The organism is Azospirillaceae bacterium (genome assembly GCA_028283825.1).
In the GTDB taxonomy this organism is placed as follows: Bacteria; Pseudomonadota; Alphaproteobacteria; order Azospirillales; family Azospirillaceae; genus Nitrospirillum.
Window position 1 is genome coordinate 1884663 of sequence record JAPWJW010000003.1, and the last position, 17388, is coordinate 1902050.

The window sequence follows — 17388 nt, forward strand, 5'->3', positions numbered from 1 at the left end:
AAAGCCCCGATCCTCAGCGTTCCCGCTATTCAGCCATGAAATTTGGAATGAATCCAGATTTAAAGGCGCCGGCCTGGGCTGCAGGACGTCGGTATCCGGATAAGCGAAGGGGGCCGAAACCGGCCCCCTGCTAAAACCCCGCTCAGTAACCGCTGGCGATGCGTTCCACCAGCTGCTTCACCGTCGGCACGAAGCCGTCCTTGTACCAGGGGTCGCTGGCGAAACGGTAGGCGTTGTGGCCGGCGAACATCAGCTGGTGTTCCACATCCTCGGAGTGGCTGATGTTCTGCAGGGTCTTCTGAATGCAGAAGGACCGGGGGTCGGCCCGGCGACCGGTGGTGCCTTCCTCGTTCTGCGCCCAGTTGGAGAAGTTGCAGGCCGACAGGCAACCCATGCAGTCGATCTGGTCCTGGCGGATGACATCGGACTCCTGCGGGGTCACGAAGATCAGCGTGGTGTCCGGGGTCTTCAGCGCCGTGCTGAAACCGGCACCCACCCAGCCCTGGGCCCGTTCGCGGTCGTGTTCGGTCAGATAGATCGGGCGGCCGCGCGGCCCCACCATGAACTCCGCCGTCAGATCGCCCACCGGTTCCACCGAGAAGGCCACCTGGCGTTCCGCCCGGCCCTTCAACTCTTCCAGGAAGGGGTTGCTGACGGCCGAGGAATAGAAGCCGGTGGGGGAGAAGTGGTTGAGATAGACGTCGCCCTTCTTCAGGGTCAGCAGGCGCTGCTTCCACGCGTCGGAAATGGGGCTTTCCTGGGTCAGCAGCGGCCGGGTCCCGAACTGGAAGGCGATGGGCCCGATCTCGGGATTGTCCAGCCAGTCTTCCCATTCCGACAGCCACCACACGCCGCCCGCCATGATGATGGGCGTCTCATGCAGGCCGAAGCTGTTCATCATGTCGCGCAGCGCCTTGACCCGGGGATACGGGTCCTCGGGCTTCAGCGGATCCTCGCTGTTGGACAGGCCGTTGTGGCCGCCGGCCAGCCACGGATCCTCATAGACGACGCCGCCCAGGAAATCGCGGAACTTGTTGTAGGCGCGCAGCCACAGCGCGCGGAAGGCGCGGGCGGAGGAGACGATGGGATAATAGTGGACGCCGTACTTCACCGCGATCTCGGCCACGCGGTAGGGCATGCCCGCACCACAGGTGATGCCGTCGATCAGGCCGGGGGCCCCCTCCAGCACGCCGTGCAGGATTTCCTCGGCCGCCGCCATTTCCCACAGCACGTTCATGTGGACGCGGCCCTGGCCGCCCGCCGTCTCATGCGCCACCCGGGCCTGGTAGATGCCGCCGCGGATGGAGTGCTGGATCAACTCATGATGGCGTTCGCGACGGGTCTTGGTGAGATAGGTCTGGGGGATCAGCCGGCCTTCGTCGTCATAGGCATCGGCGTTGACGCCCGAAAAGGTGCCGATACCGCCGGTCGACGCCCACGCGCCGGAGCTTTCGCCGTTGGACACGGCGATGCCTTTGCCGCCTTCGACCACGGGCAGCACTTCCTTACCGGACATCACCAAGGGCCGCAGCGCCTTCAACTCACATCTCCTGAAAACCGGGTGCTTCGGACCGGACCCATGAACCAACCGCCGGGGATGGCGACAGGTTCACTCGGGATGGTTCGGTCCCCTTACTATATAGGGTCGCGGCGACCGGCCGCTAACATGCCGCAGGCTGGATATAGGAAAACCGGGGCGGGCGAAAGAGCCCTCGTCCGCCTGACGCGGACTGCATTTCGCGATTCCCGTCTTTTTTCTTTCCGCGGCGTCCCTGTCCAGCCCTTCAGGTACCGCCCGTCAGGCGTTGATTTCCGCCAATCCCGACGGCGTGTCGGTGAATACCGCCGACACGCCCCAGCCCAGCACCTCACGTGCCATGGGCACGGTGTTGACGGTGTAGGCCAGGACGGGCAGCCCGGTGGACTTATACTCCCGAACGCTGCTCGCGTCCTCCCTCCGGGCATTAATGTTTATGGTCGCGGCATTCAGCGCCGCCACCCGCTGGCGCCAGTTGGCCGGGCGCCGGTCAATCAGATAGCCCAGCGGCCAGCGCGGCACCACCTGGCGCGCCATGTCCAGCGACGCGTCGGCGAAGGAGGAGACCAGCGGTGGCGGCCTATCCTCCGGCCACAGGGAATAGGCCAGGGTCAGCGCCACGCCGGCCGTTTCCTCCTCCCGCCCTGGGCAGGGCTTGATCTCCAGGTTGATGCCCAGGTTGAGGGCCAGCACCAGCTGGATCACCTCCACCAGGGTCGGCACCTTTTCGCCCCGGAAGGCGGGCGAGAACCAGGCGCCGGCATCCAGTTGGCGCAGGGCGTCCAGCGTCAGGTCCTTGGCCGGCCCCTCGCCGTCGGTGGTGCGGTCCAGGGTGTCGTCGTGCAGCAGCACCGGCACGTTGTCGGCTGTCAGCTTGACATCCACTTCCACCCACCGGGCGCCCTGGGCGGCGGCCATGCGGATGCCGGACAGGGTGTTCTCCGGCGCGTGGCGGGCGGCACCGCGATGGCCGATCAGGCGGGGCAGCGGCCCCAGGGGAAGATGGGTCATGAGAGGTCCTTGTCAGGCGCCGGCACGCACAGCCGGTCGCCCGGCCGGCAATGGGACAGCAGCCATAGCAGATCAGGCCGGTCCAGCGCGGTGCAGCCGGCCGTGGCGGCGCGGTCGGGGCGGGTCAGGTGCATGAAGATGGCGCTGCCCAGCCCGGGCACCGGCGGATCGTCGTTATGGCCCAGCACCACCATCAGGTCATAAACGTGATCCTGCCGCCACATCACCTCATGGCTGGCGGGAAACGGCAAAGTCACCGGGCGGTTGTAGTCGGGATCGTCGGGATCGTCGCACCAGCCGTCGTCCGGCGACAGGGCCGCCACCGGCAATCCGGTCACGGGGGCGCCGCCGCGGTCCGGCCGGTACAGCACCCGGCGCAGGGGAAAACAGCCGACCGGCGTGCCGCCGTCCCCTTCCCGCTTGTCGGCGATGACGCCGCCCCGGCCGATGACGCACGGCGCCTGGTTCACCGTGCCGTCGGGCGCCCGCCAGCGCAGGCGGTAACCGGCGCCCGGGGGCAAGGGTGCCGAGATATCGAGGTTGGGAGCGGGGATGAGGTCGATGTCCATCCCCCTTCTATATCAGCCCCGGCGGCAAAGGGACCAGGGGCGCTGGATCAGTGGGCGGGCCCCTGCGCGTCCTTCATCGCCTGATACTTGGCCAGGTTGGCCATCATGACATCGGCGATGAACTGCTTGGGCACCGGGGGCGGCCCGCCGTTGGTGGCCTCCATGGCGGCGGCACCGGTGTTGGCGGCGACGCCATTAGCGCCCGCCGGGGTGGCACTGGCGGACAGGGTTCCAGCCGAGGGCGTGGGAGCGGAAGGACCGGCCGGCGTGCCGTTGGCGCTGGCCGAGGCGGCGGTCGCCTGCGCCAGCAGGGTGGCCGTATCCTGGCCCATGGCGTTGTTGTAGGCCTGGATGGCCCGGGGCAGCGTCGCCCCCTGCTGGGCCGGCGCGCCGGGCGCGGCCGTGCCGCCGTTCATCACCTGCACCATGGCCGGATGGGCGGTGCCGGTGGGGGCGGCCGTGGGGGCGGGCGCGGCAGTAGAAATAGCCGTGGGGGCGGTCTTCGCGGTGTACAGGGTGTTGGCCGGCGCCTTGCCGGCCCCCGCCGCCGCGACCTGCCCGGTGGGACGGGTGCCCGCAGCGGAAAGGACGGTGGACTGGCCGGCGGCGGCCTTGATGTTCTGCATATAGCCGGGGGCCACCAGCGTCTTGCTGCTGACAGTATCGACGGCGACGCCGGCCTGGGCACGGTAATTGGACAGGGTCATGCCGTGCGCGGCATCACGCTTCTGCCCCGCGGCGGCGGGATGGTTGCCGGCACCGGCCATGCCGGCGGCCTGGGCGGGGCTCAGCTGCGGGGCGGCCGCCTGGGGCATGGACTGGGTGCCCACGCCGACGTTGGCTGTGGCGTTGGCCGCCTGCTGCATGGCCTGGGTGGCGTTGGTGATCTGCGACGCCTGTTCCGCCATCGCCTGGGTCGGGTTGACCGTCTGGCTGCTGGCGGAGACGGTCGGGCCCACGGCCATGGCCGGCACGGCCGCCATGTTGGGGAAACGCCTGTTGATGTCCTCGGGCTTCAGCGCCGAGGCCACGCCGGGCACCGGGCCGCTCTTCGTGGCAACCGCGTTCCGCATCGCATCAGCGACAGCAGCAGCGGGCGCCGTGACAGGTGCCGCAGCGGCGGCGACTTCCTTCTGCGGCCCCAGCGTCGTCGTTTCAACCGCCGCCACAGGGGCGCGGCCGGCCGTAGGGGATTGGTCGGGTGTTTCTTCCTGGTCGGACGCGCCCTGGCCGCCACGACGCTTGCCGCCACCGTCGCCATCGGGGTCGGGCGTGACCTCGCCCACCTGATGATGGTGTTCGATGCCCAGGGCCGACATGATGTGGCCTTCGACGTCGTCCCCGGTCTCCTGCTGGATGATGGCGTCGCCGGTGGCCAGCGCGAAGCCGATGGGGCCGCCATACAGCATGCCGCCCAGGATCTTGGCCGGCGTCTTGATGGTGTCGCCGGTGATCTCACGATAGATGGTGCTGACGACGGGAATGTGTTGCAGCGGGTTGATGACATCCACGAAGTCCCAGAAGGACATGTGGTTGTCGGCCTTGGCATGCGCGCCCACTGCCGCCGCCGTCGCAGTGCCGGCCTGGGCCGGCAATTGCCCGGCGGTGGTGCCGGCCTGGGCCTGTTCCACCTGGTCTTGAAAGCCCTGATCCTGCCCACCCTGGACGCCCGACACCTGGCCCGCCTGCGGATTGGCGGACGCGTTGGCGGCCCCCGCCATCATGGAGGGGTCTGGACGGGGTGAAGACAGGGCAGACTGGACGCTAGAGGTCATGGGGCTTTCTCCTGCACCCACGTCCTTAAGCAAGCGATATGCCAGCTTATATTTTGTTCTATATCAAGCGCTTAATATAAGACATCGCTGGGCGGAAGACGCCCCCCGGCAGATTCAGCCCGGCAGCGCGCGTCCCTTACACCTGCATTTGATCGTGAACGCTCAAATGCACCCTCAAGCGCCGGGCGCCAGCATCCGCCGGCTTGGCTGATCCTCGCGTTTTGGTCCGCTATGCTCCCCCAAAACACTGCGGCGGCCGCCGTCGCGGCCTACAGCGGCATGAGCGGAAGTCTCATGCCGCTGTCAGAACAGATGCCCGGACTTCTCAGCCTTGGTCCGCAGATAGGCGACGTTATGGCCGTTGGCCGGGAAGATGTGGGGCACGCGGTCTTCCACCTGCACGCCCCAGCGGGCCAGCTGCGCCAGCTTGTCCGGGTTGTTGGTCATCAGCCGGACACGGGTATAACCCAGGGCCTTCAGCATGGTGGCGGCCGGCAGATAGGTGCGCTCGTCCGCCTCGAACCCCAGGGCCAGGTTGGCATCCACGGTATCGACGCCGGTGTCCTGCAGGCGATAGGCGCGCAGCTTGTTCATCAGGCCGATGTTGCGGCCTTCCTGCGCCAGGTACAGCACCACGCCGCTGCCCTGTTCCGCGATCTCACGGATGGCGCCGCGCAGCTGGGCGCCGCAGTCGCACCGCAGGGAGCCCAGCAGGTCGCCGGTGAAGCATTCGGAATGCAGGCGCGCCAGCACCGGCTGGGTGGGATCGGGATCGCCGATCACGATGGCCAGGTGTTCCACCCCGCCATCGGGGGAACGGAAGGCCACCAAACGAGTATTCTCTGCATCCAGCAGCGGCACCGCCGCCTCCACCACCGCATGCAGCGAGGCCTCGCCCGCGCGCTGGTAGGATTGGATGGCGGCGCCGTCCACCGACAGCACATCGTCGCGGCCGGTGATCACGCCGGCGCGGTCGGCCGGCACCTCGGCCACGATGACCGCCGGCAGCAGGCGCGCCAGCTTCACCAGCAGCAGCGCCTCACCCTCGGCGGACGGAAACGGACGCACGGTCACGGGCAACGCCGCATCATCGGTGCGTGCGGGCCCCGGGCGCGTGGGGTCGGCCAGATGACGGACCAGATCGCAGGTCAGCCCCCCCAAGGGTGCCACCACCACCGTGCCGGCGCCGATGGGATCGGCGGCGTGCGCGGGAACCGCCGCCGCCAGCAGGCCGGCGGCCACGGCACGCTTGTCAGTCACCACCAGGGCCGGTTCCGACCCCGCCGCCTGGCGCACCAGGGCGACGGCGGCGGCGTCCGCCATCTCCGCCGCGCGCACCAGCAGGCAGCGCCCGTCCGACCCGTTCAGCATCACCAGGTCGCCCCGGCGCAGTTCGGCGAACGCCCGCTGCACGGACCGGCTGACGGCACGGGGAAGCGGCTGGATCGGTGCGGCGGCAAGCGGCATGGCAGGCTAATCCAAAAGCGGACAAGAGACGGCAGGAGGCGGACGGCCACGGCTGGCAGATGGGGATGCGGCACCCCGTCCACAACGGTTCGCCCCGGCTTTCACCCCGGGGAGGGTACCGTATCGGGGCCCGGGGTGCCCGCGAAAGCGCCAGGGTTGCATGGGACCTAGACCGGACGGCCCGCCGGCACCCACCGCGGCTGCAAACCACCCTTGGCACCGCGGCCTTATATGACCCATCGAACCATGGCTTTTCCCAACCGATGATACCAGAGTATGGATGGATTTCCCGCGCCGGGTTTCGGGCGTACGATGGATGATGCCGTTGCCCGATGCGATTTAACATCCTGGTTTCATTGAAATCTCACTTGGCCCTTCCGCAGCACCCCATACGGATGTGCCGGGGCGGGGCGGCGGGGGTGCCGCCATGATCCAGCCGTCGGACATCGACGTCGCCTGGCTGGCGTTGCGTGAGCCGCTGGACGACAAGGCCCGGGCCATCGAACTGGCCTGGGAATTCGCCCGCATGGTGCCGTCGCGCCCCCACATCCTGGACCTGGGCGCCGGTGTCGGCGCCAATGTCCGCCACCTGCTGCCGCGGCTGGGCCGCATGATCCAGGACTGGACCCTGATGGATGCCGATGCCGCCGCCCTGGACGGGGTGGCGGAACGCATGCAGCGCTGGGCGCATGAGCTGGGCTGGGGCGTGGCGCGCAACGCCGTCGAGGGCACCCAGGGTGAATTGATCCTGTTTGGCGACGACATGCGCAGCCGCCTGACCCTGCTGTGCCAGGACATGTCCACCGACCTGCACGATGTCGGCATCCAGCGCCACGACGGCGTGGCCGGCAACGCCTTCTTTGACCGTGTTTCAGCGGAATGGCTTGATGATTTCGTATCCGAATTGATTGCCAGCGGCCGGCCGCCGGTGCTGGCCACCAGCCTGCAGGATGGTCGGCTGGAATGGCGGCCGGAGGATCCGGACGATGGCATGGTGGTGGACCTGGCGACCACGGCGGCCGCGGCCCGGGACTACGGCTTCGGGGCCCCCTTGGGCGACCAGGCCGCCGCCCGGCTGATCGCCAAGCTGGAAGGCGTCGGCTATCGGCTGGACGGTGGCCGGTCGGACTGGCGGTTGTCGGGCCTGCGGTCGCGCCAGGCGCACCTGGACCTGGTGGACACGCTGGCGGCCACGGCCGAAGCGCGGGACCCGTCCATGGCCGACCGCATCGCCGCCTGGCGCGAACGGCGGCGGGCCGCCGTGATGCGGGTTGAATTGGTCATCGGCCAGGCCGACATCCTGGCGCGTCGCTGAGATCCCGTGGCGCTTCCCCGATGGCGCCTATATCGCCTGTCGGCGATGCGTCCGGGCCGGCCCCATGGTAAGAAGGCGGCTGGCACGCCCTGAACCGTTGCCCCCTCCTAGCCGTTCCCCATAGCCAGGCCTCATGACGACCCCCGGTGCCAAGAAACTTCTGTTGGTGGAGGATGACGAAACCCTGCGCCACCTGCTGGCCGAGCAGTTGACGGCACTGGAGGAATTCGACGTGTGCCTGGCGGCCACCGGCGCGGACGCGCTGGCCGCCCTGGACAGCGGCCCGTTCGAGGCCATCCTGCTGGACCACAGCCTGCCCGACCTGGACGGCGCCACCATCTGCGCCCGCCTGCGCCAGGCCGGCGTGTCCTGTCCCATCCTGCTGATGATGCCGGAGGGGGAAGTGCCGCCCGATACCGTGGGGGCCAGCGAGCACCTGGCCAAGCCCTTCCGCATCGGTACCCTGCTAGCCCGGCTGCGCCTGCATGTGCGCCAGGGCCCGGCGGAGGATCCGCCCCCGCGCATCGGCCCCTATGAGTTCCGCGCCGACGCCCGCACCCTGCGGGACGGGACCGGCGCCGAGACCCGCCTGACCGACAAGGAGGCCCAAATCCTGGCGTACCTGCACCGTGCCGAAGGCGCCGTGGTCAGCCGCGAACAGCTGCTGGACCAGGTGTGGAACTATAACGAGGGGGTCACCACCCACACCCTGGAAACCCACGTCTACCGCCTGCGGCAGAAGATGGAACGGGACCCGGCCAATGCCACCCTGCTGGTGACCGAACCCGGCGGATACCGGCTGATACCATGATGAAGACGATGGTGCGCGCGGCGGCGGCCGCCCTGATGCTGGGCCTGGCGGCCTGCAGCGGCGGAAAAACGCCCAAGCCCTTCGACGTTCCGGCTGCGGACGCCGACCTGCCACCAGCCAATACGCTGGCCATCCGCCGCATCGTGCTGGTGCACCCGCCCAGCAAGGAGAAGGTGGACGTCATCTACTGGCACGACGGCGCCTATGACGCCCATGCCATGGCGGAGGTCGCCCACATCATGCGCGACCGCCATACCGGTGAGACGCACGACATCGACCCGGCGCTGATGGATTTCATCAGCGGCGTCATCCTGCGGTCCAGCCTGCCGCCCAGCACGCAGGTGGACATCCTCTCCGGTTACCGCTCGCCCGAGACCAACGCCGCCCTGGTCAAGGTCAACCGCAACGCCGCCCGTGAAAGCTTTCACATGCAGGGCCGGGCCGCCGACATCCGCATCCCCGCGCTGAAGGGCGACGCCATCACCGAGATCGCCAAGACCATGCAGCGCGGCGGCGCCGCCTTCTACGACGGCAGCGGCCACACCCACGTGGACACCGGCCCGGTGCGTACCTGGGCCACATATTCCAATTCCAGCCGCTGATGAACCGGCCATGAAAAAGGCCCGGGCAAGCAAGCGCCCGGGCCTTCTCATGCGTCAAACGGCGGGCATTAACCCGACTTTTTAGAACCGCAGGCCCAGGCCGACACGAACGGTGCTCTCGTTCGGCGTGGTGCGGACTTCGCCGGCCGCCAGGTTCTTGCTGTCGTGCGAGTAGTCGGTGTAGTCGTACTCGAGACGCGTGAACAGGTGCTCGTCGATGGCGTAGTCGCCACCCACGCCGTAGCGCACGCCATTGTATTCGTGGCTGTACTGCTGGATGGCGCCGTTGGTGCCGGGCTGGATGGTGTCGTAGTCGACCATGGTGTGCTGCCAACCGACGCGGGCGAACAGCAGCAGATCGGGCTGCACCACGTAACCGACGCGGGCGCTGACGCCGAAGCCGTAATCGGGCTGGGTACGGTAGTTGCCCAGGCTGTCACCGAAGGTGCGGTCGGCGGTGTAGAAGTTCACTTCGCTTTCGGCGCCGACATAGATGTTGTCGTAGACGGTCTGGCCGTAACCGGCGAAGACGCCGCCGTTGAAACCCTGGGCCTGGTTGTCCGGGGTGCTCTGCTGGCCGGCGACCTTGGCGCGGGGGTGCGCGCCGAACCAGTCGTAGCCGGCATTGGCACCAACATAGCCGCCATCGAACGTGCTCTGCGCCAGAGCCGGGGTCGCAGCGAGGGCGACCAGAGCCGACGCGGCCAAGACAAGAGTCCGCATATGCGACATGGTAATTCTCCTTTTAGGTCCCTAAATCCGCCATTATCTCATTGCTGCAAGCAATAAAACTTAGGCGTGTCTTGGCGATGTATCGTCATCGCCTTCAAGTCCATCGCGTTACTATTGCGGGTAACTACTGATGGACACCCGATTCAGTACGCCTGTGAAGGTTTGATTACCTGTGAGCGCCATCACACTTTCCATGTGGCTGACGCATGGATGGAAATCAGTACTCGGGTCTTATTTCATGTCCAAACCGGATTACTGCCCCAGGTTCGCCACAAAGTCCGCGTTAACGGGCCGTTATGGCCATGAAATAAGCCGCCCGGATTACTCCGAGCGGCTTATTCCTTGACCCAAGGTCATCGGCCGGGGCCGACGCCCGCCCCGCCGGCCGGCCTTAAATCCTAGGGGATCAAAGGGCCTGGCCGGGAAGGGTGGGGTATGGCCGATCAGGCCTCCTCGGTCTTTTCCTTCTTGGACAGGTCCTCACCGGTGGCCTGGTCCACGACCTTCATCGACAGCTTCACCTTGCCGCGATCGTCGAAGCCCAGGACCTTCACCTTGACCTCGTCACCCTGGTTGACCACGTCCGTCACCTTGGCCACGCGCTGCGCGGACAGTTCGGAGATGTGGACCAGGCCGTCACGGGCACCCAGGAAGTTCACGAAGGCGCCGAAGTCCATGACCTTGACGACCTTGCCGATGTAGATCTCACCCAGTTCGGGTTCGGCGACGATGCCCTTGATCCACTTGATGGCGGCGTCGGACGCCTTGCTGTCCACGGCCGCCACCTTGACGGTGCCGTCGTCCTCGATGTCGATCTTGGCGCCGGTCTGCTCCACGATCTCGCGGATCACCTTGCCGCCGGAGCCGATCACGTCGCGGATCTTCTCCTTCGGGATGTTGATCACGGTGATGCGCGGGGCGTTCTGATTCACCGCCTCACGGGCGCCGCCGATGGCCCGGGCCATCTCGCCCAGGATGTGCAGACGGCCGTCCTTGGCCTGCGCCAGGGCGACCTTCATGATGTCCTCGGTGATCGAGGTGATCTTGATGTCCATCTGCAGGGCGGTGACGCCGGCTTCCGTGCCGGCCACCTTGAAGTCCATGTCGCCCAGGTGATCTTCGTCACCCAGGATGTCGGACAGCACGGCGACGCCGGTGTCTTCCTTGATCAGGCCCATGGCGATGCCGGCCACGGGGCGCGGCAGCGGCACACCGGCGTCCATCAGCGACAGCGAGGTGCCGCAGACGGTGGCCATGGAGGACGAGCCGTTGGACTCGGTGATCTCGGACACCAGGCGCAGGGTGTAGGGGAACTGCTCCTTGGCCGGCAGCAGCGGGTGGATGGCGCGCCACGCCAGCTTGCCGTGGCCGATTTCGCGGCGGCCCGGGCTGCCCATGCGGCCGGCTTCACCCACGGAGTACGGGGGGAAGTTGTAGTGCAGCATGAAGTTTTCGCGGTATTCGCCTTCCAGCGCGTCCACGATCTGCTCGTCCTGGGCGGTGCCCAGGGTGGCGACCACCAGGGCCTGGGTCTCGCCGCGGGTGAACAGCGAGGAGCCGTGGGCGCGGGGCAGGACGCCGACCTCGGCCACGATCGGGCGGATGTCGCTGGTCGACCGGCCGTCGATGCGCTTGCCCGTCTCCAGGACGGTGCCGCGCAGCACGTCGGCTTCCAGTTCCTTGAAGGTGGTGGTCACGGCCTCGACGGCGTTGGCGCCGTCGGCGGTCAGGGCCTCGACCGCCTTCTTCTTGGCGGCGCCGACAGCCTCGTAACGCTCCTGCTTCACGGTCTTGGTGTAGGCGGCGCGGATGTCCGCACCCACCAGGTCGCTCAGCTTGCCCTTCAGGGCGGCCTTGTCATAGGCCGGCGCCGGCAGGTCCCACGGGTCCTTGGCGGCCTGCTCGGCCAGGTCGATGATCATCTGGATCACCGGCTGGAAGTGGCTGTGGCCGAACATGACGGCGCCCAGCATGACTTCCTCGGACAGCTCCTTGGCTTCCGATTCCACCATCAGCACGCCTTCCTGCGTGCCGGCGACCACCAGGTCCAGGTCCGTCGTCTCGACCTGCTCCAGCGTCGGGTTCAGGATGAATTCGCCATCCTTGTAGCCGACGCGGGCGCCGCCGATGGGGCCCAGGAAGGGCAGGCCGGACAGGGTCAGCGCGGCGGAGGCGCCGATCAGGGCGACGATGTCGGGATCGTTCTCCAGATCGTGGCTCAGCACGGTGCAGACCACCTGGGTCTCATTGCGGAAGCCGTCCACGAACAGGGGGCGGATGGGGCGGTCGATCAGGCGGGAGGTCAGGACCTCCTTCTCGGTCGGACGGCCCTCACGCTTGAAGAAACCACCCGGGATCTTGCCGGCGGCGAACGCCTTTTCCTGGTAGTTGACGGTTAGCGGGAAGAAGTCGATGCCCGGCTTGGGCGACTTGGCGCCAACGGCGGTGCAGAGGACCACCGTGTCGCCGTAGGTGGCGATGACCGCGCCGTCAGCCTGGCGGGCGACTTTGCCGGTCTCCAGGGTCAGCTTGCGGCCGCCCCAGTTCAGCTCTTTGCGGAAAACCTTGAACATATCTCTATTCCTTCCATCCGATACTCGGAGGACACGTCCCGGATTGGACGGCCGAGCCGGGGCCCTATCGGCAGCACCCGCGTTAGAAGCTCTTTAGATGACAGAATGGCCAGCCGGGTCCACCCCGGCTGGCCATCTGCACTACTCAATAACCATGTACCGCACGCTTTTGGACGATCCGGGCGGGAGTCCGGGCGCCGCGCACCGGCGTCGGGACACCCGATCCGCCGGAAGGCGGATGGCAGGTGCCACCGGTCGCTGGGAACAGGCGCGCCAAGGACGTCGTCCGGAGCCGCACTTAGCGACGCAGGCCCAGACGCTGGATCAGCGTGGTGTAGCGGGCCTGGTTCTTGGACTTCAGATAGTCCAGCAGGCTGCGACGCTGGCTGACCATGACCAGCAGGCCACGGCGGGAGTGGAAGTCCTTGGAGTGGGACTTCATGTGGTCGGTCAGGTTGACGATGCGTTCCGTCAGGATCGCGACCTGGACCTCGGGCGAACCCGTGTCGGTTTCGTTGGTCTTGTACTCGGCGATAAGCGCCTGCTTGCGCTCAGCAGTGATCGACATCGTCGTCTCCATGCTTAAAGGTTCAACACGCGCACCGGACGAACCTCCGCCCCCTCGACATGGACCAGCGCAACGGGCTTACCACCCGAAACGGCAAGCGCGATGGGCTCCCCGCCCGTCATGCGACCCTGAATGGCTTCAAGCCGTTCCAGGTCCTGACGGCGCAGCAGCGCCACCGTTTGTCCGTGTCTCAGTCGGTGCGCTTCCGCTTCCGCCAGGGCCAGTGCCGGGATGTCGTCCAGCGCGGTCTCGATCGGTTGCAGAAGTCTTTCGACCGCAGGTGTCTGCGCCACCCGCTCCAATTCGTCAAGCGAAATCGCCTGATCCATGGTGAAGCGGCCGACCCGCAGCCGGCGCAGGACGGCGACATGGCCGACCGTGCCCAGCGCCAGCGCCAGGTCGCGGGCCAGCGAGCGCATATAGGTGCCCTTGCCGCACTCCACCTCGAACTCGGCATGGTCGGCGTCGGGCCGGCCGGTCAGCAGGAAGCTGTCCACCCGCACGATGCGCGGCGCCAGGTCCACCCGCTCACCCTCGCGCGCCAGGTCATAGGCGCGCTCGCCAGCCACCTTGATGGCGGAGAACTGGGGCGGCACCTGGCTGATCTCACCCTGGAAATTCTCCAGGGCGGCCTCGATGGCCTCATCGCTGGGACGGTGATCATGGGTGGCCGTCACCTGGCCGGCCAGGTCGTCGGTCGTCCGAGACTCACCGAACTTCAGGGTGAAGCGGTAGGTCTTGCCGCAGTCCATGGCGTAGGACACGGTCTTGGTCGCCTCGCCGAAGGCGATGGGCAGGATGCCGGTGGCGATGGGGTCCAGCGTGCCGGCGTGGCCGGCCTTCTGCGCCTGCATCAGCCAGCGGGTCTTGGCCATCGCCTGGGTGGAGGTGATGCCCGACGGCTTGTCCAGCACCAGCCAGCCGTGCAGCGGCAGGCCCTTGCGCTTACGGGCCATCGTGGGGGCCATCATGGGGCGCCGCCCCATCTTCGCCGGCCTCGTCCTCGTCAGCCTCATCCGCCGCCTTGGCGGCGCGTTCGGCCTCAAGGTCGCGCTGCACGTCGGGGCGGTGCAGCAACTGGTCGATGCGCTGGGCATAGTCGAACGAGACATCGACCTGGAAGCTGAGGCGCGGCACGTGCTGCAGGCGCATGGCCTTGGCCACCTGGCTGCGCAGGTAGGCCGAAACGCGGTTCAGCCCCGCCACCTGTTCCAGATGGCCGCCGCCCAGCGGCATCACGAAAGCCGTGGCGTTCTTCAGGTCGGGGCTGATGCGCACCTCGCTGACCGTCACGTTCAGGTCCAGCAGGGCCGGGTCGCGGAAGTCGGCCCGGCGCAGGACATCGGCCAGCGCGTGGCGCAGTTCCTCACCCACCCGCAGTTGACGTTGAGAGGGGGTCTTGCCGGCGCGCGTGTCGCCGTCGCCATGTCGGCTCATGGGTCATAATCCTAGGATGGGCCCGGGTGCCCGGCCCTGTCTTCCAGGAAACGGTGCGGCCGGGCGGCGGCGGTTGCGTCCGTCGGACGGACGGGAAACGGCGGCCGTAACAGCCCCTTTTCAGGGGCCAAAACGGCCGTCCGGGGTTGGACCGGACGGCCGGATGTCAGGCAGGTACTAAATCCAGTGGGGAAGGAACCGGCGGCCCTGTTACAGGACGCGGGCCACTTCCTCCATCTCGTAGGCTTCGATGACGTCGCCCGGCTGGATGTTGTCGTAGTTCTCGAACGCCATGCCGCATTCGTACCCTTCGCGCACTTCCTTGACCTCGTCCTTGAAGCGCTTGAGGGTCTTGAGCGTGCCTTCGTGGATGACGACGTTGTCGCGCAGCAGGCGGACGCCGGCACCACGCTTGACGATGCCTTCCGACACGCGGCAACCGCCGACCTTGCCGACCTTGGTGATGTTGAACACCTCCAGGATCTGGGCGTTGCCCAGGAAGCGTTCGCGCAGCGTCGGCTTCAGCATGCCGGTCAACAGGGCCCGGACATCGTCGATGATGTCGTAGATGACCGAGTAGTACCGGATTTCCGCGTTGTCGCGCTTGGCCATTTCACGGGCCTGCGGATTGGCGCGGACGTTGAAGCCGATGATGATGCCACGGGACGCGTTGGCCAGCGTGACGTCGCTTTCGTTGATGGCGCCCACACCGGAGTGCAGGACGCGCACCTTGACCTCGACATTGTTGCCGGACAGCTTTTCCAGCGTGCCGGAGATGGCCTCGATGGAACCCTGCACGTCGCCCTTGATGACCAGGGGCAGTTCCTTCACTTCGCCCGCCTGGATCTGCTTGAACATCTGTTCCAGCGATCCGCGCGCCGACTGGGCGACCTGGGTCTCCCGCTTCTTGCGCTGACGGAACTCGGTGATTTCGCGGGCGCGGGCCTCGTTCTCGACCACCGAGAACTCGTCACCGGCCAAGGGCGTGGCGTTCAGGCCCAGCACTTCCACCGGGGTGGCGGGGCTGGCGCTGTCCACGTTCTGGCCACGATCATTGACCAGGGCACGGACACGACCCCATTCGCTGCCGGCGACGACGATGTCGCCCACCTTCAGCGTGCCGCGCTGCACCAGCATGGTGGCGACGGAACCACGGCCGCGTTCCAGCTTGGCCTCGACGACCACGCCTTCGGCGGAACGGTTGGGGTTGGCCTTCAGTTCCAGGATTTCGGCCTGCAGGAGGATGTTCTCCTCCAGCTTGTCCAGGCCCAGACCGGTCTTGGCCGACACTTCCACGTCCAGGACGTCGCCGCCCATGGCCTCGACCACCAGGCCGTGCTGCAGCAGTTCCTGCCGCACCCGGTCGGGCTTGGCACCCGGCAGGTCGCACTTGTTGATGGCGATGATGATGGGAACCTCAGCCGCCTTGGCGTGCTGGATGGCTTCCACCGTCTGGGGCATGACGCCGTCGTCGGCCGCCACCACCAGCACCACCACGTCCGTGACGTTGGCGCCACGGGCGCGCATCTCGGTGAAGGCGGCGTGGCCGGGGGTGTCGATGAAGGTGATGCGCGAACCCGACGCCAGCTGCACCTGATAGGCACCGATGTGCTGGGTGATGCCGCCGGCCTCGCGGCTGGCGACGTCGGTGTGGCGCAGGGCGTCCAGCAGCGAGGTCTTGCCGTGGTCGACGTGGCCCATGACGGTGACCACGGGCGGACGGGGCAGCAGGTCCTCGTTCCGGTCCTCGTCACCCTTCACGCCCACTTCGACGTCGGCTTCCGACACGCGGTGCGGACGGTGGCCGAACTCGCTCACCACCAGTTCGGCGGTGTCGGTGTCGATGTTCTGGGTGATGGTGGCCATCACGCCCATGCGCATCAGCGCCTTGATCACGTCCGCCGCACGCTCGGCCATACGGTTGGCCAATTCCTGCACGGTAATGACTTCGGGGATGATGACGTCGCGGGTCACTTTTTGTGTATCCTGACGCCCGCTCAGGCGCTGCTTCTCACGTTCACGGGCACGACGCAGCGCCGCCATGCTGCGGCCACGCTGTCCACCGCCCTCATCGCTGAGCGCCTGGGAGATGGTGAGCTTGCCGGCATTGCGACGCCGCTCCCCACCCTTGGGGGCCTTGGCCGGGGCCGGAGCCGGGGCCTTGGCGGTCTTGGCCGGGCCACCGGGGCCGCCGGACTTGCGGCGACCGCTGTCGTCATCCTCGTCATCGACTGCACGCGGCGCCACCGGGCCGCGCGGGGCGGCCGTCTCGGTGGTCGTCGTGGCGCCGCCGCCGGCCGTACGGGCCGCCGGGCGCGGGGCCTCTTCCGCCTTGCGGGCGGCTTCGGCTTCCTTGCGCTTGTTCTCTTCGTCCTGGCGACGCTTCTCCGCCTCGGCGGCGACGCGACGCTCGTCCTCCTGGATCAGCCGCAGCTCTTCCAGTTCACGGCGACGCAGGGTCTCGTCATCCAGGGGGCCATCGGGGATGGCTTCCTCAACCACCGGTTCCGGCGCGCCGGCTTCGGGTGCCGCGGCCTCTTCGACCACGTAACCCTCGTCCTCGACCACCTCGTCCAGCAGCTCATCGCTGATCTGGTCGTCGTGGGCCGCGGCCTCACCCAGCGCGCGCAGGGCCCGCAGGCGGGCTTCACGCTCACCATCGGTCAGCTGGCGGGGCGCCCCACCCCGGGGCGGCTGGCGACCGCCACCCTGGGCCGGACGGCCCTCGGCGGCGGCGCGTGCGGCAGCACCGCCATCAGCGACGCCCGGACGGGCGCCCTGCTCAAAGGTTCGCTTGCGCTTGACCTCAACCGCAACGGTCTTGGTGCGGCCGTGCGAGAAGCTCTGGCGCACGGATCCCGCGTCCACCGTCTTCTTCAGCTCCAGCTTGCCTCGACCGGTAAGGCTCAACTTCTTGCGGTCCTGGTCGCTCGTATCAGTCATCCGATATCCGACTGTTTCATCGTTGTCGCCCTGGGGCCGATACCCCGG

The 17388-nt window shown here is 67.5% G+C and carries 14 protein-coding genes; 3 read left to right on the plus strand and 11 right to left on the minus strand.

Annotated features, from left to right (window positions below; genetic code table 11):
• Positions 1-142 precede the first annotated feature (142 nt).
• The 5 genes from PW843_20515 to ribA form a co-directional block, all read right to left on the minus strand.
• Complete coding sequence (locus tag PW843_20515) at positions 143-1540, minus strand: nitronate monooxygenase (protein ID MDE1148957.1); 1398 nt, start codon at positions 1538-1540, stop codon at positions 143-145.
• Between the two features lie 258 nt (positions 1541-1798).
• Positions 1799-2548, minus strand: a complete 750-nt coding sequence (ugpQ, locus tag PW843_20520; GenBank protein ID MDE1148958.1) for a glycerophosphodiester phosphodiesterase — start codon at positions 2546-2548, stop codon at positions 1799-1801.
• Positions 2545-3117, minus strand: coding sequence for a L,D-transpeptidase family protein (locus tag PW843_20525; GenBank protein MDE1148959.1), 573 nt, complete (start codon positions 3115-3117; stop codon positions 2545-2547). The genes ugpQ and PW843_20525 overlap by 4 nt, the downstream gene beginning before the upstream one ends.
• A gap of 47 nt (positions 3118-3164) precedes the next feature.
• Positions 3165-4892, minus strand: coding sequence for a hypothetical protein (locus PW843_20530; GenBank protein MDE1148960.1), 1728 nt, complete (start codon positions 4890-4892; stop codon positions 3165-3167).
• Between the two features lie 303 nt (positions 4893-5195).
• Entirely contained in the window at positions 5196-6359 is a 1164-nt protein-coding gene (gene ribA, locus PW843_20535) for a GTP cyclohydrolase II (GenBank protein MDE1148961.1), read from the minus strand.
• Between the two features lie 427 nt (positions 6360-6786).
• On the opposite strand from ribA, the gene PW843_20540 reads away from it, so the two are divergent.
• The 3 genes from PW843_20540 (at position 6787) to PW843_20550 (ending at position 9087) form a co-directional block, all read left to right on the plus strand.
• Positions 6787-7674, plus strand: a complete 888-nt coding sequence (locus tag PW843_20540; GenBank protein MDE1148962.1) for a hypothetical protein — start codon at positions 6787-6789, stop codon at positions 7672-7674.
• 133 nt (positions 7675-7807) lie between these two features.
• The gene (locus tag PW843_20545; protein MDE1148963.1) at positions 7808-8485 is read left to right on the plus strand and encodes a response regulator transcription factor; all 678 of its coding nucleotides are present in this window, start codon (positions 7808-7810) and stop codon (positions 8483-8485) included.
• Complete coding sequence (locus PW843_20550) at positions 8482-9087, plus strand: DUF882 domain-containing protein (protein MDE1148964.1); 606 nt, start codon at positions 8482-8484, stop codon at positions 9085-9087. The genes PW843_20545 and PW843_20550 overlap by 4 nt, the downstream gene beginning before the upstream one ends.
• Before the next feature lie 81 nt (positions 9088-9168).
• Here the strand turns inward: PW843_20550 and PW843_20555 are convergent, their stop codons facing one another.
• The 6 genes from PW843_20555 to infB all read right to left on the minus strand — a co-directional run bounded on the left by PW843_20555 (position 9169) and on the right by infB (position 17340).
• Positions 9169-9819, minus strand: a complete 651-nt coding sequence (locus PW843_20555) for a porin family protein (protein MDE1148965.1) — start codon at positions 9817-9819, stop codon at positions 9169-9171.
• Between the two features lie 443 nt (positions 9820-10262).
• Positions 10263-12392, minus strand: a complete 2130-nt coding sequence (gene pnp / locus PW843_20560; protein MDE1148966.1) for a polyribonucleotide nucleotidyltransferase — start codon at positions 12390-12392, stop codon at positions 10263-10265.
• A gap of 298 nt (positions 12393-12690) precedes the next feature.
• Positions 12691-12960, minus strand: a complete 270-nt coding sequence (gene rpsO, locus PW843_20565) for a 30S ribosomal protein S15 (protein ID MDE1148967.1) — start codon at positions 12958-12960, stop codon at positions 12691-12693.
• Between the two features lie 14 nt (positions 12961-12974).
• Complete coding sequence (truB, locus tag PW843_20570; protein MDE1148968.1) at positions 12975-13916, minus strand: tRNA pseudouridine(55) synthase TruB; 942 nt, start codon at positions 13914-13916, stop codon at positions 12975-12977.
• Positions 13906-14397 (minus strand): 30S ribosome-binding factor RbfA, encoded by a 492-nt coding sequence (gene rbfA, locus PW843_20575; GenBank protein ID MDE1148969.1) that lies wholly within the window; start codon positions 14395-14397, stop codon positions 13906-13908. Before rbfA ends, truB begins: the two co-directional genes overlap by 11 nt.
• Positions 14398-14607: 210 nt before the next feature.
• The gene (gene infB / locus PW843_20580; GenBank protein MDE1148970.1) at positions 14608-17340 is read right to left on the minus strand and encodes a translation initiation factor IF-2; all 2733 of its coding nucleotides are present in this window, start codon (positions 17338-17340) and stop codon (positions 14608-14610) included.
• Positions 17341-17388: the final 48 nt, after the last annotated feature.